General features: G+C 73.6%; 24 protein-coding genes. 13 read left to right on the forward strand and 11 right to left on the reverse strand.

The features are described from left to right. Positions 1-67 precede the first annotated feature (67 nt). Together IE317_RS37805 and IE317_RS37810 are read left to right on the forward strand one after the other, a co-directional pair. On the forward strand, positions 68-394 hold the full coding sequence (locus IE317_RS37805; protein ID WP_191316169.1) for a lycopene cyclase domain-containing protein: 327 nt from the start codon (positions 68-70) through the stop codon (positions 392-394). Next, complete coding sequence (locus tag IE317_RS37810) at positions 394-696, forward strand: lycopene cyclase domain-containing protein (protein WP_373309222.1); 303 nt, start codon at positions 394-396, stop codon at positions 694-696. The genes IE317_RS37805 and IE317_RS37810 overlap by 1 nt, the downstream gene beginning before the upstream one ends. A gap of 228 nt (positions 697-924) precedes the next feature. Here the strand turns inward: IE317_RS37810 and IE317_RS37815 are convergent, their stop codons facing one another. Continuing rightward, on the reverse strand, positions 925-2103 hold the full coding sequence (locus IE317_RS37815; protein WP_191316171.1) for an MFS transporter: 1179 nt from the start codon (positions 2101-2103) through the stop codon (positions 925-927). Between the two features lie 112 nt (positions 2104-2215). Between IE317_RS37815 and IE317_RS37820 the strand changes: the two genes are divergently transcribed. Continuing rightward, entirely contained in the window at positions 2216-2923 is a 708-nt protein-coding gene (locus tag IE317_RS37820; RefSeq protein ID WP_191316172.1) for an ArsR/SmtB family transcription factor, read from the forward strand. Here IE317_RS37820 and IE317_RS37825 read toward each other — a convergent pair. The 3 genes from IE317_RS37825 to IE317_RS37835 are packed head-to-tail and all read right to left on the reverse strand — an operon-like array spanning position 2909 to position 6284. Next, positions 2909-3664, reverse strand: coding sequence for a succinate dehydrogenase/fumarate reductase iron-sulfur subunit (locus IE317_RS37825; RefSeq protein WP_191316173.1), 756 nt, complete (start codon positions 3662-3664; stop codon positions 2909-2911). The genes IE317_RS37820 and IE317_RS37825 overlap by 15 nt on opposite strands. After that, a complete protein-coding gene (locus IE317_RS37830) occupies positions 3661-5583 on the reverse strand; it encodes a fumarate reductase/succinate dehydrogenase flavoprotein subunit (protein WP_191316174.1) in 1923 nt (640 codons plus the stop codon). The genes IE317_RS37825 and IE317_RS37830 overlap by 4 nt, the downstream gene beginning before the upstream one ends. Beyond that, complete coding sequence (locus tag IE317_RS37835; protein WP_191316175.1) at positions 5580-6284, reverse strand: succinate dehydrogenase cytochrome b subunit; 705 nt, start codon at positions 6282-6284, stop codon at positions 5580-5582. The genes IE317_RS37830 and IE317_RS37835 overlap by 4 nt, the downstream gene beginning before the upstream one ends. 71 nt (positions 6285-6355) lie before the next feature. Between IE317_RS37835 and IE317_RS37840 the strand changes: the two genes are divergently transcribed. After that, positions 6356-7291, forward strand: a complete 936-nt coding sequence (locus IE317_RS37840) for a LysR family transcriptional regulator (RefSeq protein ID WP_191316176.1) — start codon at positions 6356-6358, stop codon at positions 7289-7291. Here IE317_RS37840 and IE317_RS37845 read toward each other — a convergent pair. Both IE317_RS37845 and IE317_RS37850 read right to left on the reverse strand, forming a co-directional pair. After that, positions 7284-8126: a TIGR03619 family F420-dependent LLM class oxidoreductase gene (locus IE317_RS37845; protein WP_191316177.1), complete on the reverse strand. Its 843-nt coding sequence runs from the start codon at positions 8124-8126 to the stop codon at positions 7284-7286. The genes IE317_RS37840 and IE317_RS37845 overlap by 8 nt on opposite strands. 29 nt (positions 8127-8155) lie before the next feature. After that, positions 8156-8566 carry a YkvA family protein gene (locus tag IE317_RS37850; RefSeq protein ID WP_191316178.1) on the reverse strand — a complete coding sequence of 137 codons (411 nt, stop codon included), beginning with the start codon at positions 8564-8566 and terminating at the stop codon, positions 8156-8158. A 116-nt stretch (positions 8567-8682) separates the two neighbouring features. Between IE317_RS37850 and IE317_RS37855 the strand changes: the two genes are divergently transcribed. Continuing rightward, positions 8683-12858, forward strand: a complete 4176-nt coding sequence (locus tag IE317_RS37855; RefSeq protein ID WP_191316179.1) for a cation-translocating P-type ATPase — start codon at positions 8683-8685, stop codon at positions 12856-12858. Between the two features lie 135 nt (positions 12859-12993). Beyond that, entirely contained in the window at positions 12994-14091 is a 1098-nt protein-coding gene (locus tag IE317_RS37860; protein ID WP_191316180.1) for a serine hydrolase domain-containing protein, read from the forward strand. Between the two features lie 2 nt (positions 14092-14093). On the opposite strand, the gene IE317_RS37865 is transcribed toward IE317_RS37860, so the two are convergent. Continuing rightward, entirely contained in the window at positions 14094-14561 is a 468-nt protein-coding gene (locus IE317_RS37865; protein WP_191316181.1) for a cupin domain-containing protein, read from the reverse strand. Between the two features lie 76 nt (positions 14562-14637). Beyond that, positions 14638-15216 carry a helix-turn-helix domain-containing protein gene (locus IE317_RS37870; RefSeq protein WP_191316182.1) on the reverse strand — a complete coding sequence of 193 codons (579 nt, stop codon included), beginning with the start codon at positions 15214-15216 and terminating at the stop codon, positions 14638-14640. Positions 15217-15282: 66 nt separating this feature from the next. On the opposite strand from IE317_RS37870, the gene IE317_RS37875 reads away from it, so the two are divergent. The 3 genes from IE317_RS37875 to IE317_RS37885 all read left to right on the forward strand — a co-directional run bounded on the left by IE317_RS37875 (position 15283) and on the right by IE317_RS37885 (position 16947). Beyond that, positions 15283-15900, forward strand: coding sequence for a class I SAM-dependent methyltransferase (locus IE317_RS37875; protein ID WP_191316183.1), 618 nt, complete (start codon positions 15283-15285; stop codon positions 15898-15900). A gap of 11 nt (positions 15901-15911) precedes the next feature. Further along, on the forward strand, positions 15912-16394 hold the full coding sequence (locus tag IE317_RS37880; protein WP_191316184.1) for a DinB family protein: 483 nt from the start codon (positions 15912-15914) through the stop codon (positions 16392-16394). A 109-nt stretch (positions 16395-16503) separates the two neighbouring features. Continuing rightward, the gene (locus IE317_RS37885) at positions 16504-16947 is read left to right on the forward strand and encodes a PPOX class F420-dependent oxidoreductase (protein ID WP_191316185.1); all 444 of its coding nucleotides are present in this window, start codon (positions 16504-16506) and stop codon (positions 16945-16947) included. 5 nt (positions 16948-16952) lie between these two features. On the opposite strand, the gene IE317_RS37890 is transcribed toward IE317_RS37885, so the two are convergent. Then, the gene (locus IE317_RS37890) at positions 16953-17396 is read right to left on the reverse strand and encodes a MarR family winged helix-turn-helix transcriptional regulator (protein ID WP_191316186.1); all 444 of its coding nucleotides are present in this window, start codon (positions 17394-17396) and stop codon (positions 16953-16955) included. Positions 17397-17442: 46 nt separating this feature from the next. On the opposite strand from IE317_RS37890, the gene IE317_RS37895 reads away from it, so the two are divergent. After that, positions 17443-18135: a class I SAM-dependent methyltransferase gene (locus IE317_RS37895; protein WP_191316187.1), complete on the forward strand. Its 693-nt coding sequence runs from the start codon at positions 17443-17445 to the stop codon at positions 18133-18135. A 24-nt stretch (positions 18136-18159) separates the two neighbouring features. Here the strand turns inward: IE317_RS37895 and IE317_RS37900 are convergent, their stop codons facing one another. Beyond that, positions 18160-19152 carry a hypothetical protein gene (locus IE317_RS37900; RefSeq protein WP_191316188.1) on the reverse strand — a complete coding sequence of 331 codons (993 nt, stop codon included), beginning with the start codon at positions 19150-19152 and terminating at the stop codon, positions 18160-18162. 535 nt (positions 19153-19687) lie between these two features. On the opposite strand from IE317_RS37900, the gene IE317_RS37905 reads away from it, so the two are divergent. Both IE317_RS37905 and IE317_RS37910 read left to right on the forward strand, forming a co-directional pair. Next, the gene (locus IE317_RS37905; protein ID WP_191316189.1) at positions 19688-21055 is read left to right on the forward strand and encodes an AlkA N-terminal domain-containing protein; all 1368 of its coding nucleotides are present in this window, start codon (positions 19688-19690) and stop codon (positions 21053-21055) included. Between the two features lie 23 nt (positions 21056-21078). After that, entirely contained in the window at positions 21079-21894 is an 816-nt protein-coding gene (locus IE317_RS37910; protein ID WP_191316190.1) for an isocitrate lyase/PEP mutase family protein, read from the forward strand. Positions 21895-21921: 27 nt separating this feature from the next. On the opposite strand, the gene IE317_RS37915 is transcribed toward IE317_RS37910, so the two are convergent. Further along, the gene (locus tag IE317_RS37915) at positions 21922-22275 is read right to left on the reverse strand and encodes an STAS domain-containing protein (protein ID WP_191316191.1); all 354 of its coding nucleotides are present in this window, start codon (positions 22273-22275) and stop codon (positions 21922-21924) included. 252 nt (positions 22276-22527) lie between these two features. On the opposite strand from IE317_RS37915, the gene IE317_RS37920 reads away from it, so the two are divergent. Continuing rightward, positions 22528-24036 (forward strand): MFS transporter, encoded by a 1509-nt coding sequence (locus IE317_RS37920; RefSeq protein ID WP_191316192.1) that lies wholly within the window; start codon positions 22528-22530, stop codon positions 24034-24036. Positions 24037-24150 lie beyond the last annotated feature (114 nt).

A 24150-nucleotide genomic window follows, 5' to 3' on the forward strand; every position in this document is an offset into this window, starting at 1 on the left:
CATCCGGGGCAGAATCCCGGTGTGCTCGACCGACTGTGCGGCCACCCCCGCTCCGGAGCCCGCTGACGTGGGCCGCGCGGAATACCTGCTCGTCCTCGGCGCATGCGTGCTGGCGACGGTGCCGATCGAGCTGGCGGGCGCGCGGGTGTACCGCAGGCCGGGCCGGCTGGTCCGCGCGGTGCTGCCGGTGGCCGCGGTGTTCCTCGTCTGGGACGCCTTGGCCATCGCCGCCGGCGTCTGGAACTTCGACCCGGCGTTCGTCACCGGCCTGCGGGTGCCGTTCGGGATCCCGCTGGAAGAAGTCCTCTTCTTCGTCGTCATCCCGGTATGCGGGGTGCTCACCTACGAAGGGGTCGGCCTGACCGGGCGGCTGCTGCGGCGGGGGCGCCGGTGATGCCGTGGGGCTACACGGTTCCCGCCGTCGCCGCGGTGCTCGCCGTGGTCGCGTGGGAGCTGCTTTTCCTGCGCACCGGGCTGTTCCGGCGGCCGGCGTACTGGGTCACCATGGCGATCGTCGTCGCCTTCCAGATCCCGGTGGACGGGTGGCTGACGAAGCTTTCGGCGCCGATCGTCCGGTACGCCCCGGACGGCATCACCGGCTGGCGGTTCCCGTGGGACATCCCGGTCGAGGACTTCCTGTTCGGCTACGCGCTGGTGACCGCCGTGCTGTTGTTGTGGGAGCGGGGAAAGAAGTGAGGCCCGCCTCCGCTCAGCGGAGGTCCGAGGGGGGTCGACCTGCGAGCGGAGACGGGAGTTTCGGGGCCGGTACGGGGGCCGCCTCGCGGCGGAAGGCACAACACGGCTCCAGCGTTACCGGTATTCCGTGAAGGCAAGGGGTGAGGCCCGGGGGCACCGCCGTACCGACACCCTGTACAACGTCGTGGCCCCGCTGGTGTTCCGGGCCGGGAGGGTGACGTGCGTCGCTCACCGGGCGGCCACCGGCTGCCGCGTCCGGATCGCCCAGCGGGTCAGTGCGGGCACCGGCGCGACGGCCGCGAGGAACACCACGGCGACCAGCAACCAGCCGGGGCCGCCGAGACCGCCCACCGCGAGGGTGAACACGCCCGGCCCGACCATCTGCACGGTCGCCGTCGCGGCTTCGGTCGCGCCCTGGTAGGCGCCCTTGGCGTCTTCGCGCATCAGCCGCACCGACAGGCCCCAGTTGGCGGCCACGTACCCCAGCTCCCCCACGACGTGCAGCACCGCGGCCAGGCCCACGACACCGATCGCGAGCACTCCCGAGCCGCCGGCCGTCGTGGCGAGCAGTGCGCAACTGGCCGCGAGGACCAGCCCGGACACCACCGCCGTCCGCGCGGCTTGGTGCGCCGTGCGGGCGAACCGGGCGAACGGCACCTGGAACACCGCGATACCCACCGAGCTGATGACGACCACGACCCCGCCCAAGCCGAGCGGGAGGTGGGTCCAGCCGGACAGCCACAGCGGCAGTCCGGCCGACAACATGGCCCAGCACAGGGAAAGCACGGCCGTGGCGGCGGTGAGGCACAGGTACGGCCGGTCCTTCAGCACCACCCGGGTCTTCGTCGGCACCGGCGTCCGCGCGGGCGTGGGCACCAGCAGGGTCGCGCCGGCGAGCACCAGGAAGCTGACGGCGTTGCCCGCGATGGCCAGCGTGTACGCCCACCGCGTGTCGGCGGTGAGCACCAGGGCGCCCAGCCCGGCACCGGCGGCGTACCCGACGTGCTGCGCCACCCGCTGCTGCGCCAGCGCGCGCACCCGTTCGGCCGGCTCGGCGACGAGACCGGTGACGAGCGCCGTCCGCACCGCGGTCCCGCCGGTCGCCAAGGCGGTGAACGGCACGGTCACGGCCAGGAACGACCAGGTGCCGTCCACCGCGAGGTAGCCGGCCATCGCGACGGCTCGCACGAGGGTGAGCACGACCAGCACCGGCCGCGCGCCCGCCCGGTCCGCGAAGGCGCCCAGTGGCACCGCGGCGGCCATGCCCACCGCGCTCGCCACGGCCAGTCCGACACCCACGGTGACCGGCGGGAGCCCGGCGATCCGGGTGAGGTACAGCGCCCAGATCGTGAACCAGAGCCCGTCGCCGAGCGCGGAAACCCCGCGGCCCCACAGGAGACTTCGCATGCATCCACCCTTCACGATGACGTGAAGGGTATTGCCGCGGCCGGTCACGTGCAAACATCATTCACGTACTCGTGAAGCGTGCTAGGCTCGCGCGCGTCGGAAAGGAACGGTGATGGGCGGGCTGGTCGATGCGGGCAACGCCGTCCAGGGCGCGATCGTCGAGCTGACGCGCGAACTGGCCGACCCGGTGCGGCTCACGGCACTGCAGGTGCTGGCCGCGGAAGGCCCGCACACGATGGTGCAGCTGGCCGACGCGCTCGGCGTCACCGCGCCCCGGCTGGGCAACCACCTGGCCCGGCTCCGGGCGGCCGGGCTCGTGACGGTCGAGCACACCGGGCGGCACGCCGTGTACCGCGTCGGCCGCGAAGACCTCCTCGGGGTGCTCACCGCCCTCGCCCACTACGCCGGCAAGGAGGAGATCGCGCCGCCGGATCGCGCCGAGTCGGGCGCGGACCTCGCGCACACGTGTTACGACCACACGGCGGGACGCCTGGGCGTGTCGGTGTTCGCGCTGCTCGTTTCGCGGGGAGCCCTGCGGCCGCCGGACGGTTCCACACCGGACGTGGCCCTGGGTGACGACCTCTCGGCGTTCGAAGACCTCGGCGTCTCGCCGTCGGAGGTCGACCCCGGCCGACGGCGGCCGGCCACCGCCTGCCTCGACCGGACCCACCGCGTCCCCCACCTCGGCGGCGTCCTCGGCCACGAAGTCCTGGAGGCCTTCCTGTCCGGCGGCCTCGTCCGCCGCGGCCGGGAAGACCGCGAGCTGCGGATCACCCCGCGCGGCCGCCGCCGGTTCGCCGTCCTGCTACCGGGGTTCTGACCTCCCGGACCGAGCCGCGGCCAGGTACTCCCGGTTCAGCGTCGCGATGCTCGCGAACGGAATCCCCTTCGGGCACGACGCCACGCATTCGCCGGTGTTGGTGCAGCCGCCGAAGCCCTCGGCGTCCATCGCGTCCACCATGTCGAGGACCCGGCTCGCGCGCTCCGGGCCGCCCTGCGGGAGCAGGCTCAGGTGGGTCACCTTCGCCGCCGTGAACAGCGTCGCCGAGCCGTTCGGGCACGCCGCCACGCAGGCGCCGCAGCCGATGCACGTCGCGTTGTCGAAGGCCAGGTCCGCGTCCGGCTTGGGGACCGGGGTCGCGTGGGCGTCCGGCGCGCTGCCGGTCGGTGCGCTGACGTACCCGCCCGCCTGGACGATCCGGTCGAGCGCCGAGCGGTCGACGACCAGGTCCTTGACGATCGGGAACCCCGCCGCGCGCCACGGTTCCACGTCGATGACGTCGCCGTCGGCGAAGGAGCGCATGTGCAGCTGGCAGGACGTCGTGCGCTCGGGGCCGTGCGCCCGGCCGTCGATCACCACGCCGCACGAGCCGCAGATGCCCTCGCGGCAGTCGTGGTCGAACGCCACCGGTTCGTCGCCGTCCTCGATCAGCCGCTGGTTCAGCACGTCCAGCATTTCCAGGAACGACATGTCCGGGCTGATGCCGTCGACGGGGTAGGCGACGAGCCGGCCTTCGGCGGCCGGTCCGGCCTGCCGCCAGACGCGGACGGTGAGTTTCACGTGTAGCTCCGCTGGGTCGGGTGGACGTGTTCGAAAACCAGTTCTTCGCGGTGCAGCACCGGCTCGGTGCCGTACTCCCACGCGGCGACGTGGGCGAAGTGCTCGTCGTCCCGCAACGCCTCCCCCGAAGCCGTCTGGTGTTCTTCGCGGAAGTGCCCGCCGCACGACTCCTCGCGGGCGAGTGCGTCGACGAGCATGAGCTCGGCCAGTTCCAGGAAGTCGGCCACTCGATGAGCCTTTTCGAGTTCCTGGTTGAACTCCCCGCCACCGGGGATCCGGACGTCCCGCCAGAATTCCGCCCGCAGTTCCGGCACCCGGTCGAGGGCCTTGCGCAGGCCTTCGCGGGTGCGGGACATCCCGCAGTGGTCCCACATCAGCAGGCCCAGCTCGCGGTGGAACGAGTCGACCGACCGCGTCCCCCGCACCGCCAGCAGCCGGGAGATCCGGGCACGCACCTCGGTCTCCGCTTCGCGGACCGCGGCCGCGGGGACCTCGTCGAGCCGCGTGCCGCCGAGGTAGTCGTTCACCGTGGCGGGGAGCACGAAGTAGCCGTCGGCGAGCCCCTGCATGAGCGCCGACGCGCCGAGCCGGTTGGCGCCGTGGTCGGAGAAGTTGGCCTCGCCGATCACGAACAGCCCGGGGATCGTGCTCTGCAGGTCGTAGTCCACCCAGAGCCCGCCCATCGTGTAGTGGATGGCCGGGTAGATCCGCATCGGCACCGCGTACGGGTCTTCCGCGGTGATGCGCTGGTACATCTCGAAGAGGTTGCCGTAGCGGGCTTCGATCGCCGGACGTCCCAGCCGCGCGATCGCGTCGGCGAAGTCGAGGTAGACGCCCAGGCCACCGGGTCCGACGCCGAACCCGGCGTCGCACACGTTCTTCGCCGCCCGCGAAGCGATGTCTCGCGGCACGAGGTTGCCGAAGCTCGGGTAGAGGCGTTCGAGGTAGTAGTCGCGCTCGTCCTCGGGGATCTCGCCCGGCGGCCGCGGGTCGCCCGGCCGTTTCGGGACCCAGATGCGGCCGTCGTTGCGCAGCGACTCGCTCATGAGCGTCAGCTTCGACTGGTGCTGGCCGGAGCGCGGGATGCACGTCGGGTGGATCTGGGTGAAGCACGGGTTCGCGAAGTAGGCGCCGCGCTTGTGCGCCCGCCAGGTCGCGGTCGCGTTGGAGCCCTTCGCGTTCGTCGAGAGGTAGAAGACGTTGCCGTACCCGCCGGTGGCGAGCACGACGGCGTCCGCGAGGTGCGTGGTGATTTCGCCGGTGATCAGGTCGCGCGCGACGATGCCGCGCGCCCGGCCGTCGGCGACGACCAGGTCGAGCATCTCGGTACGCGCGTGCAGTTCGACGTTCCCGGCGTCGATCTGCCGGGACAGCGCCTGGTACGCCCCGATCAGCAGCTGCTGGCCGGTCTGGCCGCGCGCGTAGAACGTCCGCTGCACCTGCACGCCGCCGAAGGACCGGGTGTCCAGGAGGCCGCCGTACTCGCGGGCGAACGGCACGCCCTGGGCCACGGCCTGGTCGATGATCTGCGCCGAGACCTGCGCCAACCGGTACACATTGGACTCGCGGGCCCGGAAGTCGCCGCCCTTGACCGTGTCGTGGAAGAGCCGGTACACCGAATCGCCGTCGTTGCGGTAGTTCTTGGCGGCGTTGATGCCGCCCTGGGCCGCGACGGAGTGCGCGCGGCGCGGGGAGTCCTGGAAGCAGAACTGCACGACGTGGTAGCCCTGCTCGGCCAGCGTCGCGCCGGCCGAGCCGCCGGCCAGCCCGGTGCCCACGACGATCACCCGGTGCCGTCGCCGGTTCGCCGGGTTCACCAGCTTCGCGGCGAACTTCCGTTCGTCCCAGCGGTGTTCCAGCGGAACGGCAGGGGCTTGGGTGTCGGCGATCGGGTCGCCCACGCGGTAATCGGTTTTCACTGCACCAGTCCCGTCATGATCGCGATCGGGACGAGGGCGTAGCCGCCCGCGACCACGACCGCCGTCGTGCTGCCGAAGATCTTGATCGCCCGCTCCCGCCGCGGGCGGGTGACGCCGAGCGTGCGCGCGGCACTGGCGAAGCCGTGGTGGATGTGCAGGCCCAGCATCGCGAGCGCGGTCAGGTAGATCAGGTTCACCCACCAGACCCGGAAGTCCGCGACGAGATTGTGGTACGGGTCGCCGGGGACGAAGTCCCGGTTCACCGCGCCGACGGTGAAGTCGAGGATGTGCCAGACGACGAACAGCGCGAGCGTCGCGCCGCCCCAGCGCATGGTCCGCACCGCGAACGTCCCGTGCGACGGCGGCCGGTGGGCGTACCGGACCGGCCGCGCGCGGCGGTCGCGGCGGGCCAGCTGCACCGCCGCGGTGACGTGCAGGACCAGCGCGACGAGCAGGACCGCGCGCTGGATCCAGAGGAACCATTCGCGGCGCAGCACCGGTTCGCCGATCGTGCGCAGCCAGCCGGCGTAGTGGTTGAGGTCGCCGGCGCCGAGGAACGTCTTGAGGTTGCCGACCATGTGCGCGAACACGAAGGCGAGCAGGAACAGGCCGCTGACCGCCATGACGGCCTTCTTGCCGATCGTCGAAGCCCAGAAGCGCCGGACGGCGGAGCGCCGGTGCGGGGCGAGCGTGTTCACCACCAACTCGACGTTAGGAGCGCCTCGACCAGAGGTCAAAGACATGATTACTCTGTTGTCGATAGGCTGAGGCTATGCAATTCCAGCAACTCGCCTACTTCGTGGCCGTCGCCGAGCACCGGCACTTCACCCGCGCCGCCGAGCAGGTGCGGGTGGCGCAGCCGTCGCTGTCCCAGCAGATCCGCGCCCTCGAACACGATCTCGGCGCGCCGCTGTTCCACCGGATCCGCGGCAACGTCACCCTCACCGAGGCCGGGGAAACCCTGCTGCCGATCGCGCGCCGGATCCTCGCCGACACCGAAACCGCGCGGCTGGCCATCCGGGAGCTGGCCGAGCTCGACCGCGGCCGCGTCCGGCTCGGTGCGCCGCCGAGCCTGTGCACGGGCCTGCTGCCCGCGATGCTCGCCGCGTTCCGCCGCCGGTACCCGGGCATCCAGCTGGAACTGCACGAAAGCGGGTCGGGCGACCTGCGGCAGCGGCTGGCCGAAGGCGCGCTCGACCTGGCCCTGCTCGCGGGCGCCCGGACGACCGCCGACGCCGGCCTCGCCGCGACCCCGCTGCTGCTCGAGGAGCTGGTGGTGATCTCCGCCCCGGACGCGCCGGTGGCGGGTGACCGCCTCGGCATCGCCGGGCTCGCCGACGTCCCGCTGGTGATGTTCCGCCGCGGCTACGACGTCCGGGAGGCGACGGTCAACGCCTGCCGCGCGGCCGGGTTCGAGCCGTCGTTCGCGATCGAGGGCGGCGAGATGGACGCGGTGCTGGAGCTGGTCCGCGCGGGCGTCGGCGCCGCGGTGGTCCCGAGCACGGTGGCGGGCGAGGAGTTCCGGATGACCCGGTTCACGCCGGACGCCGGGATGACGCGCGTGGTGCAGCTGGCCCACCGCGCCGACCTGGAACCCACCCGGGCGGTCCGCGCGCTGCGGGCCGCGATCGCGGGGTTCGTGGCCGACCGGGCCCGGCGGGCGAGCCTGCCGCCGGGCATCGAGTCCCTGGTGGACGACGTCAGCTGAGGCCGAACCGCTCGGCGAACCCGGCGAGCTCCGCCCGCCTTTCCGCGGGCTCGGCCGTGCCCGGCGTCACGACGATGCGGGTCACCCCTTGCCGGGCCAGCTCCTCGACGTCCTCTGTGGACATGTCGAGCGTGCCCCAGCGCGTGTACTCGATGTTCTCCGGATCGCTCGCGGTGGCCCGGACGAGCTCGAACTGACGGCGGCGCTCGTCCGCCGTGAGCGCACCGCCGGGGAAGTAGCCGTCACCGCGCCGGCCGGCCCGGCGCGCTGCCGCCGGGCTCGATCCGCCGACGTGGATCGGCAGCGTGCGGACCCCGACCGGTTTCGGGTAGCTGCAGACTCCCTCGAAGGAGAAGAACTCGCCGTCGTAGCCGACGCCCTCTTCGCCACCCGCCCACAGCAGCCGCAGGACGTCGATGGCCTCGTCCGCCCGGCGGCCGCGGGTGGCGAAGTCGACGCCGGCCGCCCGGGCCTCGCCGGGCAGCGCGCCGACGCCGACCGTGAGCAGCCGCATGCGGCCGCCCGACAGCACGTCGACGGTGGCCAGGCGCTTGGCGAGCACCACCGGGTGGTGGTAGGGCAGCAGCAAGACGCCGGTGCCCAGCAGGATGCGGCTGGTGACGGCGGCGAGGAAGCCGAGGCACTCCAAGGGGTCCGCGTACGGCAGGGACGGCGGCAGCGCCATCGGCCCGATCTGCGCACCCGGGTACAGCGCGATGTGCTCCGGCAGATAAATCGACTCGAACCCGCACTCCTCGGCGTCCCGGGCGAACCCGGCGAGCACTTCCGGGTCGGAGCCGAAGAAGGGGGTGCTGTAACTGATTCCGAACTTCACTCAGCGGAAGCTAGCGGTTGACGTGCACGTCAAGGCAACCTCGTGAGGCGGGTGAGGGCGGCGAACCCGTCGTCGGTCCCGGGCCAGTGGGCCCGCACGGCCTCGAGCCCGGCGCGGCGCACGACCGAGCGCAGGACGGCGCTGACGATGATCGCGTCGTCGGCGTACCCGAGCACCGGGATGAAGTCCGGCACCAGGTCGATCGGCAGCGCGAGGTAGGCCAGCAGCAGCCCGAGCCGGATCCGCACCCCGCGCGGCAGCGACTTGTCCGCGGCCAGCCGGCGGACGAGCCGCAGCACGTCCGGCAGCAGCCGCAGCGCTTCCCGGAGCAGCCCGCCGCGCGGCCGGACGATCACGAGCGCGACGACGAGGGCGGCCCACGCGACCACCAGCGCGGCCGCGACGCCGATCAGCAGGTCCCACCAGAACGACCCCGTCACCCGCGCGAGGGTACGGGCGGGCTCCGCCGGGGTTCAAGGGTGTCGCGCGATCGGGCGGTTTGGCCGCCGGCCACCGGGGAACGCCGAACGGACCGGATCGACGGGCGGAGGTCGGAGTGCTCGGTGGGGTGTTCGCGGCGACGAAGGCGGGGATGGCGCTGGCCCTGGTCGGCCCCGTTCTCGTGACGCGGCAAGCGAAAAAGGCAGTTTCGGCGATCGGGCCGCTCGCCGGGGAACTGGCCGCGGGCGCCACCGGGACCGCGGCGGAAGCCGCGCGGACGAGCAGCCGCACCGCGGTGCGGGCCGCGCGGGTCGTGCGCAACGCCGCGGGTCCGCGCTCCGCCGTCTGGCGCGCGGGACGACGGCTGCACGTTCCCCTGCGCCCTGCTGGAGACCGCCCGGACGGCGCCGCGTTCGCCGCCGAGCTGGCCGCGGACGCCGACGTCGCCGGCGCCTACTGGGACGGCGGGCTCGGCAGCGTCGTCCTCCACCTGGCCGAGGAGGCCGCCGCCGACCGCGTCCTCGACCGGATCACCGACCGCTGCGGGCGGCACGGGCTGGCCCCGGCCGAGCCCGGTGACTCCGCCCCGGCCCACCCCGGCGACACCTACGGCGTGCGGACGGCCGCGCTCGCCCTCGCGATGGACGTCGCCGGCCTGGCCGTGTCGGTCGGCAGCCGGACGACGCGGCTGCACCCGGCCGTGCGCGCCGCCGTGTCCGCGGCGCGCGAACACCCGGCCGTCCGTGCCGCGCTCGACGAGCGGTTCGGCTGGTACACGGCCGAACTGGCGCGCGCGGGCGTGTCCGCCGCCGTGCGCGGGCTGAGCCAGGATCCCCTCGAACTGGTGCTGGACGCGCTCCTGCGCACCGGGCAGCTCACCGAGGCGATCGCCCGGCTCACCGCGTTCGACGCCCACCACGACGACCTCTGCTCGCCGGAGCGGCCCAGCCTCGGCGTGACGCCGGCGGAGCGGCGGGTCCGGATCCCCATGGAGGACTACGCCCGCAACGCCGTCGGCGGCGGCCTGCTCGCCGCGCTGGCCGACCTGCTGGTGCGCCGCAACCCCCGCGAAGCCGCCGAAGCGTTCCTCGCGGCGTCGCCGATGCCCGCCCGGTTCGCCGACACCGCGTTCCACACCGCGATGGGCACCGCGTTCGCCCGCGAAGGCGTGCTCGTCCGCGACCCGGACCGGCTCAAGGCACTGGACACTGTGGACACCGTCGTGCTGCACGCCGACGCGCTGCACGGCGAGGACGGCCTGGACCCGCACGCCGAAGCCGTGCTGGACGCGGCCCGCCGGGCCGACGCGCGGGTGGTCATCGTCGGCGACGGCGCCCGCGACCGGCTCGGCGAGTTCGCGGCGCTCGCCGACGACGTCGCCGAAGAGCCGTTCTTCGGGCTGGTGACGCGGCTGCAGGACGAAGGCCGGGTCGTGCTCACCGTGGGGCGGCCGCCGTCGGCGTGCGCACCGCACTGCGACGAGGTGGCGGGCCTGCTCGCCGGCGACCTCTGCGTCGCACTCGCCGACCGGAACGCGCCGGTGCTGTGGGGCGCCGACCTCGTCGTCCGGCCGGGGCTGACCGGCGTCTGGCGGGTCCTGCGGGCGGCGGGTGCCGCGCGGGTGAACGGCAAGCGGGCCACCCGGGTGGCGACCGCGGGCGGCCTGATCGGCGGCCTGCTGCTGGTGTCGCGCGGCCGCCGGGCGCTGGTGCCGGTGGTGCCCCGGCTGGACCCGGTGCTGCTCGGCGGGCTGACCGGGCTGGCGATGGGCACGCTCGCCGCGGTGCGGGTGGCCGCCGCCCGGCCCCCGGCCGGCCGGACCCGGATCGCCTGGCACGAGCTGACCGGCGAGGAGGTCCTCCGGCGCCTCGCGGACGCGGAGCCCGCACCCACGAACTGGGAGCTGGCCACCCGGCGGGTGCGCGCGGCGGCGGGTGCGGTGGCCCGGCACCCGGCCGCCGCGCCGGTCCGGTTCGGGACCGGGCTCGCCGCCGACGTCGTCGCCGAGCTGAACGACCCGCTGACCCCGGTGCTGGCCCTCGGCGCGGTCGCGTCCGCGGTGGTCGGCTCGCCGGTGGACGCGCTGCTGGTGGCCGCGGCGATGGGCCTGAACGCGTTCGTCGGCGGCGCCCAGCAGTTCCGCGGCCGCCGCGCACTGGCGAAACTGCAGCACGGCGAGCGGCAGCGGGCCCGGCGTGAAGGCGGCAAGGTCGTCGACGCGCGGGCCCTCGAACCGGGCGACCGGATCGAACTGCGCGTCGGCGACGTCGTTCCCGCCGACGCCCGGCTGCTGACCGCGGGCGACCTCGAGACGGACGAGTCCGCGCTGACCGGCGAGTCCCTGCCGGTCGCCAAGCAGCTCGGCCCGGTGCCGGGCGCGCCGGTCGCCGAGCGCAGCTGCCTGGTCTTCGCCGGCACCACGGTGGTCAGCGGCGAAGGCACCGCGGTGGTCGTCGCGGTCGGCTCGGAGACCGTGGCCGGCCGGGCGGTCGAGCTGGCCACCCGCACCGCCGCCGCGGCCGGCATCCAGGCGCGGCTGCAGGACCTCACCCGCCGCGCCCTCCCGCTGACCATGCTCGGCGGCGCGCTCGTCACCGGCCTCTCGGCGATCCGCGGCCGTCCGCTGCGCCGGGCCCTGGCCGGCGGGGTCGCGATCGCCGTCGCGGCGGTGCCCGAAGGCCTGCCGCTCGTGGCCACCGTGGCCCAGCGGGCGGCGGCCCGGCGGCTGTCCGCGCGCGGCATCCTCGTGCGCGCGCCGCGGGCCCTGGAAGCGCTGGGGCGCCTGGACGTCGTGTGCTTCGACAAGACGGGCACGCTGACCGAAAACCGGCTGCGCGTGGTGACGACGACCGGACCCGACGGCGAAGCGCGAGAACCGGGCCCTGAAGACGTCGTGGTGCGGGCCGCCGCACGGGCGTGCCCGGGCACGCTCGACGACCCCCACGTGCGGGCCCACGCCACCGACCACGCCGTGCTCGACGCCGCCGGCCCGGACGAGGGCTGGACCGAGCTCGCCGGGCAGCCGTTCGAGGCGAACCGGGGCTATTCGGCGACCGTCGGCCGCGAGGGGGACGGCGATGTGACGCTGGTCGTCAAGGGCGCCCCGGAGGTCGTGCTGCCCGCCTGCGCCCGCGCGGAGGAGCTGGCTCGCGCCGCGGAAGCGCTGGCGGACAAGGGATTGCGGGTGCTGGCCGTGGCGTCCCGGAAGACGTCGCCGTCGCTCGACGACGAAGAAGTGCTGGCGGGCTTGGAGTTCCTCGGCTTCCTCGGGCTGGCCGACACGCTGCGGCCGACGGCCGGGCCGCTGATCACCGGGCTGCGCGAGGCCGGCGTGGCACCCGTGATGCTCACCGGCGACCACCCGAACACCGCGCGGGCCATCGCCACTTCGCTCGGCTGGCCGTCCGACGCCCCGGTCGTCACCGGGGACGAGCTGGCCGCCCTCGACCGGGCCGGCCGGGCCCGGCTGCTCTCCGGCGCCGGCGTGATCGCCCGCGTCGCGCCGGAGCAGAAGCTGCAGGTCGTGGAGGCACTGCGCGAGGCCGGGCGGGTCACGGCGATGGTCGGCGACGGCGCGAACGACGCGGCGGCCATCCGCGCCGCGGACGTCGGCATCGGCGTGCGCGCCCGGGCCTCGACCGCCGCCCGCACCGCGGCCGACGTCGCGCTGACCGACGAGGACCTGACCGTGCTGCTGGAGGCGGTGGCGGAGGGCCGCGCGCTGTGGCGCAGTGTGTCCGACGCGGTGATGATCCTGGTCGGCGGCAACGCGGGCGAGATCGGCTTCTCGGTGCTGGGCACGCTGTTGTCGGGCGACTCGCCGCTGGGCACCCGCCAGCTGCTGCTGGTCAACCTGCTGACCGACCTGTTCCCGGCGATGGCGGTGGCGGTGACGCGCCCCGACGACGACAGTGCTCCGGGCGGTCTCGGCCAGGGCCTGAACCGCGCGATCACCAGCCGCGGCGTGACGACGGGCGTCGGCGCGACGACGGCGTGGCTGATCGGGCGGTTCACCCCGGGAACGGTGCGCCGCACGAGCACGATGGCCCTGTGCGGCCTGGTCGGCACCCAGCTGGCCCAGACCCTGCGCGGCCGCCGCAGCAGCCCCCTGGTGATCGGCACGGCGGTCGGTTCGGCCCTCGCCCTGGCGGCGATCGTCCAGACGCCGGGGGTGAGCCAGTTCTTCGGCTGCACCCCGCTCGGCCCCCTGGCCTGGGCGGGCGTCGGCGCGGGAGTGGCGACGGGAGCACTGGCTTCGTCGCTGCCGGTGCTGCGCCAGGAGTCCGCTTAGGACAGACCCGGGCCGGGGGCGATCGGCGCGGGGTAGCGCTGGCGCTACCCCGCCTTCGGTGGCCTGCACTCCTGATCTTCGCGCCGGATCCCGGCATCGTGGGCGATGTCCGATTCCGGTGGAAGGAGCAGGGAAATGCGCGCACTCGTGACGATGGTGACCGTGGCGGGACTGCTGTGCGGGACGGCCGCGGCGGCCGACGCGAAACCGCGGAACGCCGCCCTCCAGGAGCAGCTCGACGCGCTGGTGGGGCAGTTTCCGGCGGCGCTCGCCTCGGTGAGCCGCGGCGGTCGCACGGACTCGCTGGTCGCGGGCTCGGCGCGGCTCGGCGGCCGGGTCCCGGTGCCCGCCGACGGGCGGGTCCGGGCGGGCAGCAACACGAAGACGTTCACCGCGGTCGTGGTGCTGCAGCTGGTGGCCGAGGGCAAGGTGGCGCTGGACGCGCCGATCGAGCGGTACCTGCCCGGCCTGGTACCCGGCGGGTCGTCGATCACCGTCCGGCAGCTGCTGCAGCACACCAGCGGGCTGCCGAACTACACCGAGTACCTCGGGCTCGAGGACATCGCGAAGCTGCGGCACCGGTACTTCCAGCCCCACGAGCTGCTGGCCGTCGCGTTCGCCCACCCGGCGAAGTTCGCGCCCGGCACGAAGTGGGAGTACAGCAACACGAACTACGTGCTGGCGGGCCTGCTGATCGAGCGGGTGACCGGGCGTCCGGTGGCGGAGCAGATCACTTCGCGGGTGATCCGGAAGGCGGCCCTGCGCAACACGTACTGGCCGCAGGCCGGCGACGAGACCATCCGGGGCCCGCACCCGCAGGGCTACGCGCGCTCGGGCGGCGACGTGGTCGACGTGACCGAACTGGACCCGTCGTGGGGCTGGGCGGCGGGCCAGCTGATCTCGACCCCCGGCGACCTCGCGCAGTTCTCCCGTGCCCTGCTGGACGGCCGGCTGCTGCCGGCACCCCAGCTGGCCGAGATGCGCAAGACGGTCGACGCACCACTGCTGCCGGGCTGGCGTTACGGCTTGGGCCTGTTCAGCGTCCCCCTCAGCTGCGGCGGCGTGTACTGGGGCCACGGCGGCGACATCCACGGGTTCGAAACCCGCGGCGGAGCCACCGACGACGGCCGTTCGGTCGGCCTGGCGGTGACGGCGCTGCCGGGCACCTTCGGCGACACCGACCAGGCGGCGCAGGCGGTGGTGTCCGCGGTGGACACGGCCTTCTGCCGCTGACCTCAGGCCCCTTCCACCGACCCCGGGGGCAGGAAGTCGACGTCGTGCAGCGCCGAAAGCCGCACCACCTCGGCCGGATCGGCCAGGTCGTGCAGCCGGTCGAACAGCTGCGCGAGCCGCCCGGCGGGACTCACCCAGAACAGCGCCCGGGTGACGGCCTCACTGCGGTTGTAGTAGGCGTGCGGGAGGTTCTTCGGCATCCGCACGGTGTCCCCGGGGCCGGCGGTGGTCCACTCGCCGTCGAGGTAGAGGGTGAAGACGCCCTCCAGGACGTAGATGTGCTCGTCCTGGGTGGGGTGCACGTGCGGCGGCACCCCGGTCCCGGGCGGATCGAGGGTTTCGAAGGCGAAGCTCGACGCACTGGCGGCCTTCATGGCGTAGGTGTGGCCGAGCACGTTCCACACCTTCCCCTCCCCGGCCGGGGTGATGCCCTTGGGCAGCGGTCCGAGCACGATCTCTTCTCCGGTCATGGCATCACACTGTCCGGGGTCCCGCCCGGGATGTACAGAACCGGGCGCCGGGCGTGCCGGGGACTCGAGGCGTTCGTCAGCGTGCGCGGGCGCGCAGGTGAGCGCGTTCGCCTTGGCGGCCGAACAGGATGAGCAGTTCGACGGCCTTCCCGTCGGCGCTGCCCAGCCAGTGCGGAATCGTCGTGTCGAACTCCGCCGCCTCGCCCGGCGGCAGCACCAGGTCGTGCTCGCCGAGCACCAGCCTCAGGTGGCCGTGGAGCACGTACAGCCATTCGTGCCCCTCGTGGGTCCGGTGGTCCGGGACCGGCGGCGGATCCGCACCGGGAATGATCATCTTGTAGGCCTGCATGCCGCCGGGCCGCCGGGACAGCGGCACGAACGTCATGCCGTGGCGGTGGATCGGCGTCAGGTGGATGCGGGGGTCGCCGGTGCGGGGCGCGCCGACGAGGTCGTCGAGCGGGACGCCGTAGGCGCGGGCCAGCGGCAGCAGCAGTTCCAGGCTCGCCCGCCGCTGCCCGCTCTCCAGCCGGGACAGCGTGCTCTCCGACACCCCGGTGGCGGCGGCCACGTCGGCGAGCGTCATCCCGCGGTTCCGGCGCAGCGCCCGCAGCCGCGGACCGACCGCGTGCAGCACGTCCTCGAAGTCATCGCTCACCCGGCCATCTTGCCGGAACCGCAAGAAAGCGTGCCGACTTCGCCTTGGCCGGGTCAGAGTGGGCCCATGACGACACCGACCACCGAAGCGGCCCGGTTCTGGGACGGTCACCACGCGGCCCACCTCCCGGACGGTGAGCCGCACGCCAACGCCCGGCTCGTCGAAGTCGGTTCCGGGTGGCCGCCAGGACGGGCCCTCGACCTCGGGTCCGGCGCCGGCGGGGACGCGCTGTGGCTGGCCCGGCGCGGCTGGCGCGTCACCGCCGCCGACATCTCCGCGGTCGCCCTCGCCCACCTCGATCACCGCGCCGGGGAGGCCGGGCTCGCGGACCTGATCACCACCGAACGGCACGACCTCGCCGCGACGTTCCCGGCGGGCCCGTTCGACCTCGTCGCGGCGCACTACCTGCACACGTCCTTCCCGCTCCCCCGCGAGCACCTGCTGCGGCAGGCCGCGGCGGCGCTCGCCCCCGGCGGCCGGCTGCTGGTCGTCGAGCACGGGTCCGTCGCTCCGTGGTCGTGGAGCCGGAACCCGGATTCCTGCCCGCCCTTGACGGCGCCGTCGCTCGATCCGGCGCGGTGGACCGTGGAGCGCGCCGACACGCTCCCCCGCCGCGCCACCGGACCCGGCGGGCAGACCGCCGACGTCGTCGACCACCTGCTGCTGATCCGCCGCACGCGCTGAAAGGACCCACGATGCCCCGAACCCGGCGGCGGGACACCCCGCCCCCACGCACCGGACCGTCCGAAAAGGACGTGCTGCGCGGCTTCCTCGACCACCTGCGGGCCGCGGTCGCCGCCAAGGCCGAGGACGTCCCGGAACCCGCGGTCCGGACGCCCGGCGTCCCGTCCGGCACGTCGCTGCTGGGCCTGGTCCGGCACCTGGCGCACGTCGAACGGTTCACCTTCCTCGGCGAGGACGTCGCCGACTGGCCCGGCACGTTCCGGCCGCGCCCGGACGAGACCGTCGGCTCGGTCGTGGCGGACTACCGCGCGGCGTGCGAGCGGGCGAACACCGTCATCGACGCCTGCACCGACCTGAGCCGGCCGGTGGCGCGCCCCGGCCGCACCGCGCCCTCGATGCGCTGGGCGCTGGTCCACCTGATCGAGGAGACCGGCCGCCACGCCGGGCACGCCGACATCCTCCGTGAGCTGATCGACGGCAGCACCGGTCGCTGAGCCGGCCTGGCGCACGAGGACCCCTGCAGCAGGGCACGACAGCGGGTGACACCGATGACCGCCCGCGCGACGATCGTGTCCTGATCACGACTTTGCCGGAGGGGGCCACGTGGGCGCGTTGAGCGAGCAGGTCAGGGCGAGGGTTGCGGCGGCGAACATCTGGCACCTGGCCACCGTGAACGGGGATGGTTCGCCGCACGTGTCGCCCATGTGGGTCGACGTCGAGGGCGACCACATCGTGTTCAACACCGCGGTCGGCCGGGTGAAGGAAGAAAACCTGCGCCGCGATCCTCGGGTGTCGCTTTCCGCCGTGGAAAAGGACGATCCCTACGACCGAGTGGTGATCCGTGGCCGGGCGGTCGAATTCATCGAGGGCGACGAGGCGGATCGCTGCATCGACCGGCTGGCGGAGAAGTACGCCGGAACCGACCATTTCGAATGGCGCATCCCCGGCGAGCGGCGGGTCAAGATCCTCGTCGAGCCGACAAGCGTTCGCCACGTGGTCGGAGTCGAGCCGTTCCGGCCCGGTGTCCTGGGGAATCCCGAGGCCTGAAGCCCTCAAGCCGCGGGTCCCCGCCGGGGCCGCACCTCGCCGACCGCGACGAGGAGCCGCCGGAGCTCACGCCGCTCCGGCTCGCCGAGGTTGGCCAGTACCCGATCCTCCGCCTCGGCCACCTCGGGTTCGAGGCGGGCCAGCAGGGCCGCGCCCGCGCGCGTCAGCGTGGCGGGCAACGACCTCCCGGCCGGCACCGTGGCGGGCCGCGTCACCAGGCCGCGCTCCTGCAGTTCGCGAACCACCTTGTTCATCGCCTGCGGCGACACCTGGGCCTCGCGGGCCAGCTGGGCGTTGGACTTCGGCGACTGCGACAGCATCCGCAGGCAGAAGTACTCCGGCGCCGCCAGTTCCGACGGCTCGAGCACGGTGGCGGCCACCTCGGCGCGCAAGGCCGACGTCACCCGGTGCAGCAGGTAGCCGAGCGGCTCGTCGCGAACACCTTCCATGTCAACCATGTTGACATATATCAACCCGGTTGACACTCTGGGCTGCATGACGAACTCACCCCGCGACGCGTTGTTCGAATCCGCCTATCGGCGCGAGGCGCCCGAGATGGGGCCAGGCCTGCGTCCGCCGTGGAGCCTCGGCGAACCGCAGCCCGAGATCGCCGCGCTCATCGATGCGGGCGCCTTCCACGGAGAGATCCTCGACGCCGGCTGCGGCGAAGGCGCGACGTCGCTCCACCTCGCCGAACGGGGCTTCACGACGGTCGGCCTGGACCTGTCGCCGACAGCGATCGAACTCGCGCGGGCGGAAGCCACCCGGCGGGGCTTGCCCAACGCCGGCTTCGCGGTCGCCGACATCAGCACGTTCACCGGCTACGACGGCCGTTTCGGCACCGTCGTCGACAGCACGCTGTTCCACTCGATGCCGATCGAGGCGCGCCGCGGGTACCAGGAATCGATCGTGCGTGCCGCGGCGCCCGGCGCGTCCTATTTCGTGCTGGTGTTCGACAGCGCGACCGTGCCGTCGGGCAAGGTCAACCCGGTGTCGGCGGACGAGCTGCGGGAAGTGGTCGGTGCGTACTGGACGATCGACGAGATCCGGCCGGCCCGCATCCACGCCGCCGTCCCCGAGAACTTCCCGGACTTCTCGGACTTCGCCGGCAGCGACGTCCGGGACGAGGGCAACGGCCGCAAGTCGGCACCGGCCTGGCTGCTGTCGGCGCACTTGCCCGGAACGTGACGTCGTGCCGAGCGCCGTCCGGGGTCAGCGGCTGTCCCGTTTCCGCGCCGAAGCGAGCAACAGCAGCCCGGCCCCGAGCAGAACCAGCAGCACGACCGCCTGCGCGGGCAGTGCGCCGATGCCGGTTCCCGGGAGCCGGCCGGCCGGCCCGCCGCTGGACGGCGGGGACGCAGCACCGCCCGGAGTGGTCGTGGCGCCGGAAGAACCGGTCGTCATCGAGATCGTCGCGGAAGCTGAAGAACCCGCCGTCGAGGTGGCCGAAGTGGCCGAGGTCGTCGAAGACGTCGAGGTGGCCGAAGTCGTCGAGGACGTCGGCGGCCGGGAAGTGCACTGCGCCTCGACTTCGCCGAGGCGCAGGAACATCACCGGACCGTCGTACACCGGCCTGCCGTCCTTGTCCTTCAGCACCGCGGTGACGACGATGTCCAAGCCGGCCCGGGCGTAGCCCTGACGGCTCTGCGCGGCCGGGTCCTGGAACGGTGTCACCACCAGCGTCAGAGTGCTCTTGCCGATCCCGGCGGCCCCGAGCTCGGCACCGGTCACGCTCAGCTCGGTGCGGCCGGGACGCACGAGGTGCCCGAGCACCTGGATCATGCCGCTGTCGGTGCGGTTGTACGCCAGCGCCCACGGCCCGACCGGCGGCGGCACGCACTCGGCGTGGGAATCGAGCGAGGCCACCTTGAGGAACGGCTTCCTCCCGGCCTTCACCTCGAGCGACGTCAGCTGCGCCTGCGCCCAGTTCTTGGCCGGGTCGGCAGCAGTCCGGGCCTGCCTCGTGGCCAAGCCGATCCTGCGCAACATCCCGTCCGGGTCGCCGAAGTCGCCGTTGTCGGCCTCACCGGCACCGGCGGACTCCGCCACCCCGTACCGGCCGGTGTAGGCCTCGAGACCCAGCACATCGACCGGTGACTCCGTCAGCTGTACCAGCGTCGCGGACGCGGGCGCGGCGGACCGCACGCCCGGCGGTCCGACCGGACCGGCGAAGGCCAGTGTCGCGACGCCCGCGGACACAGCCAAGCCGGTCAACGCATGAGCGACACGAAGCGGAGGCACCGCTTCAAGGAAGCACAGCCGAGCACCGCCCACGACCGGTGTCGCTGGTTCGGTGGCGGTGATCGGCCGATGGTGTGATGCGGCGGGCGAAGCGCGTGGCCACATCACCGGGACTCCCCCGACCGCGTTGGTACCGGGCGTGGCGCGCCGAAGCGGCGGTGAGTTCCGCGCGCGGCTGTGGTGATGCGGTGATCGCGGGCCCAGGTGCACAGCAGCTCGCCCGAGCCACCGGCCAGGTCCGGCATCCGCGCGCCGGGTGGTGGATTCAGCGCCTCGCCCAGGCCGCCCACACTGCCGAGCGGGAACCTCGCGCTGTGGAAGCGTTTGCCCCAGGGCCCGGCCCACTGACCGCCCGGCGAGGTCGGCACACGCCGTCGGGACTCGCGGTGCCCGCGTCCGGTCGGATCCGGACACGTCTTGGCGCGGGTGCGCGCCTGGCCCACGGTCATGTCCGGATCCGGCTAGCGCCGGCCGGGGCGGATCGCCTACACCTGAGGACATGACGACTTTCTCGGCCGTGGTCACGACGGGCATCTACTGTCGTCCCGGGTGCGGGGCGAAGCCGCTCGCGGAGAACGTGAAGACGTTCGAGCTGGCCGCCGGGGCCGAGGCGGCGGGGTTCCGGGCCTGCCTGCGCTGCCGCCCGTACCGCGTCGCCGGCCCGGTCGCCGCCGACGCGCCGGAGCTGGTCTGCCGCGCGGTGCAGCTGATCATCGCCGGGGTGCTGGACACCGGGACCGAGGCGGCCCTCGGCGCGCGGCTGGCGGTGTCGCCCCGGCACCTGCGCCGGCTCTTCCGTGACCACCTCGGCGTGACGCCGGACGGGCTGGCCCGTTCGCGGCGGGCGCACTTCGCGCGCCGCCTGCTCGACGACTCCGACCTGACCGTCGCCGACATCGCGTTCGCGTCCGGGTTCGGCAGCCTCCGCCAGTTCAACCGGGACATGAAACTGGTCTTCCGGGCAGCCCCGGTCGAGCTGCGCAACCGGCGCCGCAAGGCCGACCGGCTCGCCGCGGACGGCGGGCTGATGATGCGGCTGCCGTTCTCCCCGCCCCTGCACTGGGAGGCACTGAGCGCGTTCCTGGCCGAGCGTGCGGTCCCCGGCGTGGAGTCGGTGCGAGACGGCGTCTACCGCCGCACGATCAGCCTCGACGGCGAGGCGGGCGTCATCGAGGTGACGCCCGGCAGCGACGACCACCTGCTGCTCACCGCACACATGCCGTTCTGGGAAGGCCTCATCCACGTCGTCGACCGCGTCGGGCGGATGTTCGGCGTCGACGCCGACCCGGCACCGGCGGAAGCCGGGCTCGCCGCCGACCCGGTGATCGGCCCGCTGCTGCGCGCCCGGCCCGGTCTGCGCGTGCCCGGCGCCTGGGGGCCCTTCGAGATCGCCGTGACAGCCCTGCTCAGCCAGTACAGCGTCCGCACGCGGGTGCGGCGGCAGCTGGCCGGGCTGGTCGAGGCGGCAGGCCGGCCGGTGCCGGGCCTCGAACACGGCCTCACCCACCTGTTCCCGTCGGCCGCGACCCTGGCCCAGGCGGACCTGACCGCGGCCCGGCTGTCCGCGGCGACCGAGCGGACGCTGCGCACGTTCGCCTCCGCGGTGGCCGCCGACGAGAACCTGCTCGACCCCGGCGCGAGCCTGGCCGACTGCACCGCGGCGCTGACCGCGGTGCCCGGCATCGAGCCGAGCACCGCCCAGGAGATCGCGCTGCGGCTGGGCCACGCCGACGCCTTCCCGGCCACCGAGCGCACGCTCGAGACGACGTTGCGCGCACCCGATCCCTCCGCCGCCGCCTGGCGCCCCTGGCGCGCCTTCGCCGCCACCCACCTGATCGCCGCCGGTGTGTCCACATCGGCCGGTTGAACACCGATAAGGAGAACGAACGAATGTCGACGAACCGGCGGGAGCTCGCCGAGAAACTGCGTGCCCTGCACGAGGGCACCCTGGTGCTGCCGAACGCCTGGGACGCCGCCAGCGCCGCCCTCATCGCGCGGGCCGGCGCCCCGGCGATCGCCACCACCAGCGGCGGGATCGCCTGGTCCGCGGGACGCCCCGACGGGCACGGCCTGACGCGCGAGGAGATGGCCGCACAAGTGGCGCGGATCGTGCGGGTCGTCGACGTCCCGGTGACCGCCGACATCGAGGGCGGCTACGACGACGTCGCGGCCACCGTGCGAGCGGTCGTCGAGACCGGCGCGGTCGGGATCAACCTGGAGGACTCGACCTCCCCCGGCGGCCCGCTTTTCGACGCCCCGGCACAGGGCGGCCGGATCCGCGCGGCCCGCGAAGCGGCGACGGCGGCCGGCCTGCCCGAGCTGTGGATCAACCTCCGCACCGACGTCTACCTGTTCGGCATCGGCGCGCCCGAGGGCCGGCTGGACGACGTCCTGGCCCGCGCGAGCGCCTACGCCGCCGCGGGCGCGGACAGCCTCTTCGTGCCCGGCCTGGTCGACCTGGACACGCTCAAGATTCTCGTGCAGGAAAGCCCGCTGCCGGTCAACGTCATGGTGTGGCCGGGCGCGCCGGCCGTCGCGGAGCTGGCCGCGGTCGGTGTCCGCCGGATCAGCGTCGGCACGGCGATCGCACAGGCCGCCTACGGCGTCGCCCGGCGCGCCGCGGCCGAACTCCTCGACCACGGCACCTACACCGCGTTGGAGGGCGGTCTCGACTTCGGCGCGGTCAACAGCGCCGTGACCGGCTGATGCTCCCTCGCCGTCCGATGTGGACGGTCAGGCGTTCCACATCCGGGCGGTCAGCCGGAGGAACTCGTGGCCGTCGCCGGCGCTCAGCGCGGCGTCGCGGTCCGGGTAGACGTCGAGCACCCGGGCCGCCCCGGTCAGCCGCAGTGCGCGGGCCACCACCGGGTTGCCGCCGGTGACGACGCGGAGGCGGGCGTTCTGGGCGGCCGCGTGGTCGGTCATCGCGTCCAGCACGCGAACCCCCGCCGCGCCGAGGAAGTGCAGTTCTCCGAGGTCCAGCACGATCACCCGGGGTTCCGGGCTGCCGGCCAGCGCGGCGGCCACCGCGCCCACGAGGACGAGCGCCGTGCCGGCGTCCAGCTCACCGCTCAACGCCAGGAGCACCGGCTCCCCGCGCGAGCACGTAACCCGCAACCGCCCCGTCGGAAAAGCGGAGGACGCCACGCGAAACATCCCCTCTTCGGAACAGCCCGGCACGAACCAGCACTGCGGCTCCTGCACGACCCGCTCGCGCACCAGGCTAGTGACGGTATCCGGATGATCACAAGCCGTGACCAAGGGAGTCGACCCGATCGTGTTTCGCCGAGGGGAGCCGGGGGAAGTCACGCCAGGCGATCTGCTCTCAAGGAGGTTGTCATGGCGGCAACACCCGATCCGGCGTCCACCGGGGTGCGCACGCTCATCCCGGCACGCATCGACCGGTTGCCCTGGTCCCCGTTCCACACCCGGATGGTGGTCGCCCTCGGGGTGGCCTGGATCCTCGACGGCCTGGAGATCACGGTGGCCAGCGCGGTCGCCGACACCCTCACCAAGCCGGAGACACTGCACATGTCGTCGGCGGCCGTCGGGCTGCTGGCGACGATCTACCTCGCCGGCGAGGTGGTCGGGGCGCTGTTCTTCGGCAGCCTCTCCGACAAGCTCGGCCGGCGGAACCTGTTCATGCTGACGCTGGCCGTCTACCTGGTGGGCAGCGGCCTGACCGCGCTCACCCTCGGCAACGGCGCGGGCTGGGTCATCTTCCTCTACGCGACGAGGTTCGTCGCCGGCATGGGCATCGGCGGTGAGTACGCGGCCATCAACTCGGCGATCGACGAGCTGATCCCGGCGCGGTACCGGGGCCGGGTGGACATCGCGGTCAACGGCACCTACTGGGCCGGCGCGGTGCTGGGCACGATCGGGACCTACATCCTGCTCAACCGGATGGACCTCTCCCTGGGCTGGCGGCTGGGCTTCCTCATCGGGCCGGTGCTCGGGCTGGTGATCCTGCTGGTCCGGCGGCACCTGCCGGAGAGCCCGCGGTGGCAGATCATGCACGGCAAGGCCGACGCCGCCGAGGAGTCGATCAAGCAGATCGAGGAAGAGGTCGAGCACGGCGGCCGCAGCCTGCCGCCGGTCGACGAGAAGAAGGCGATCGAGGTGACCCCGGCCGAGCGGATCGGGTACGTGGCGCTGGCCAGGGTGCTGTTCCGCGAGTACCCGTCGAGGGCCGTGCTGGGCGCGTCGCTGATGATCAGCCAGTCGTTCCTGTACAACGCGATCTTCTTCACCTACACGCTGGTGCTGGGCAAGTTCTACGGGGTCTCCTCCGAGGCGACGCCGATCTACCTGATCGCGTTCGCGGTGGGCAACCTGGTCGGCCCGTTCACGATCGGCCACCTGTTCGACACCCTGGGACGGCGCAAGATGATCTCCGGGACGTACGTCGTGTCCGGGGTGCTGCTGGCGATCACCGCGGTGCTGTTCTACGCGGGCGCGCTCAACGCGATCACGCAGACGATCGCGTGGTGCGTGATCTTCTTCTTCGCCTCCGCCGGCGCGAGCGCGGGCTACCTGACGGTGAGCGAGATCTTCCCCCTGGAGGTCCGGGCCAAGGCGATCGCGGTGTTCTTCGCCATCGCGCAGTGCTTCGGGGCGCTGGGCCCGGTGATCTACGGCGCCCTGATCGGCACCGGCGAGCACCCGGTCCGCCTGTTCATCGGCTACCTGCTGGGCGCGGCGGTGATGATCGCGGGCGGCCTGGTGGCCCGGTTCCTGGCGGTGGACGCGGAGGGCAAGTCCCTGGAGGACATCGCCCAGCCGCTCGCCGCCGCGGGCCGCCGGGGCCGCACCCGCGCCGAAGGGGCCTCTTCGCCGTTCTCCACCTGACCCGCCGACCCAGGCAAAGCGCCCCAATGTGGCCTTGGGGCGCTTTGCCTGGGCGGGATCGGCTGAGCCGGTTTAGGCTCGGGAGACCACGGGTAGCCGGGCGTGACGCGAGCG

Origin of the sequence: Amycolatopsis bullii (assembly GCF_014654205.1) — a bacterium.
GTDB classification, from domain to species: domain Bacteria; phylum Actinomycetota; class Actinomycetes; order Mycobacteriales; family Pseudonocardiaceae; genus Amycolatopsis; species Amycolatopsis plumensis.

Coding starts and splice junctions, on each gene's coding strand:
- IE317_RS37810 (WP_373309222.1), top strand. CDS start 394: ATGCCGTGGGGCTACACGGTTCCCGCCGTCGCCGCGGTGCTCGCCGTG.
- IE317_RS37815 (WP_191316171.1), bottom strand. CDS start 2,103: ATGCGAAGTCTCCTGTGGGGCCGCGGGGTTTCCGCGCTCGGCGACGGG.
- IE317_RS37820 (WP_191316172.1), top strand. CDS start 2,216: ATGGGCGGGCTGGTCGATGCGGGCAACGCCGTCCAGGGCGCGATCGTC.
- IE317_RS37840 (WP_191316176.1), top strand. CDS start 6,356: ATGCAATTCCAGCAACTCGCCTACTTCGTGGCCGTCGCCGAGCACCGG.
- IE317_RS37860 (WP_191316180.1), top strand. CDS start 12,994: ATGCGCGCACTCGTGACGATGGTGACCGTGGCGGGACTGCTGTGCGGG.
- IE317_RS37865 (WP_191316181.1), bottom strand. CDS start 14,561: ATGACCGGAGAAGAGATCGTGCTCGGACCGCTGCCCAAGGGCATCACC.
- IE317_RS37875 (WP_191316183.1), top strand. CDS start 15,283: ATGACGACACCGACCACCGAAGCGGCCCGGTTCTGGGACGGTCACCAC.
- IE317_RS37880 (WP_191316184.1), top strand. CDS start 15,912: ATGCCCCGAACCCGGCGGCGGGACACCCCGCCCCCACGCACCGGACCG.
- IE317_RS37890 (WP_191316186.1), bottom strand. CDS start 17,396: ATGGAAGGTGTTCGCGACGAGCCGCTCGGCTACCTGCTGCACCGGGTG.
- IE317_RS37895 (WP_191316187.1), top strand. CDS start 17,443: ATGACGAACTCACCCCGCGACGCGTTGTTCGAATCCGCCTATCGGCGC.
- IE317_RS37905 (WP_191316189.1), top strand. CDS start 19,688: ATGACGACTTTCTCGGCCGTGGTCACGACGGGCATCTACTGTCGTCCC.
- IE317_RS37910 (WP_191316190.1), top strand. CDS start 21,079: ATGTCGACGAACCGGCGGGAGCTCGCCGAGAAACTGCGTGCCCTGCAC.
- IE317_RS37920 (WP_191316192.1), top strand. CDS start 22,528: ATGGCGGCAACACCCGATCCGGCGTCCACCGGGGTGCGCACGCTCATC.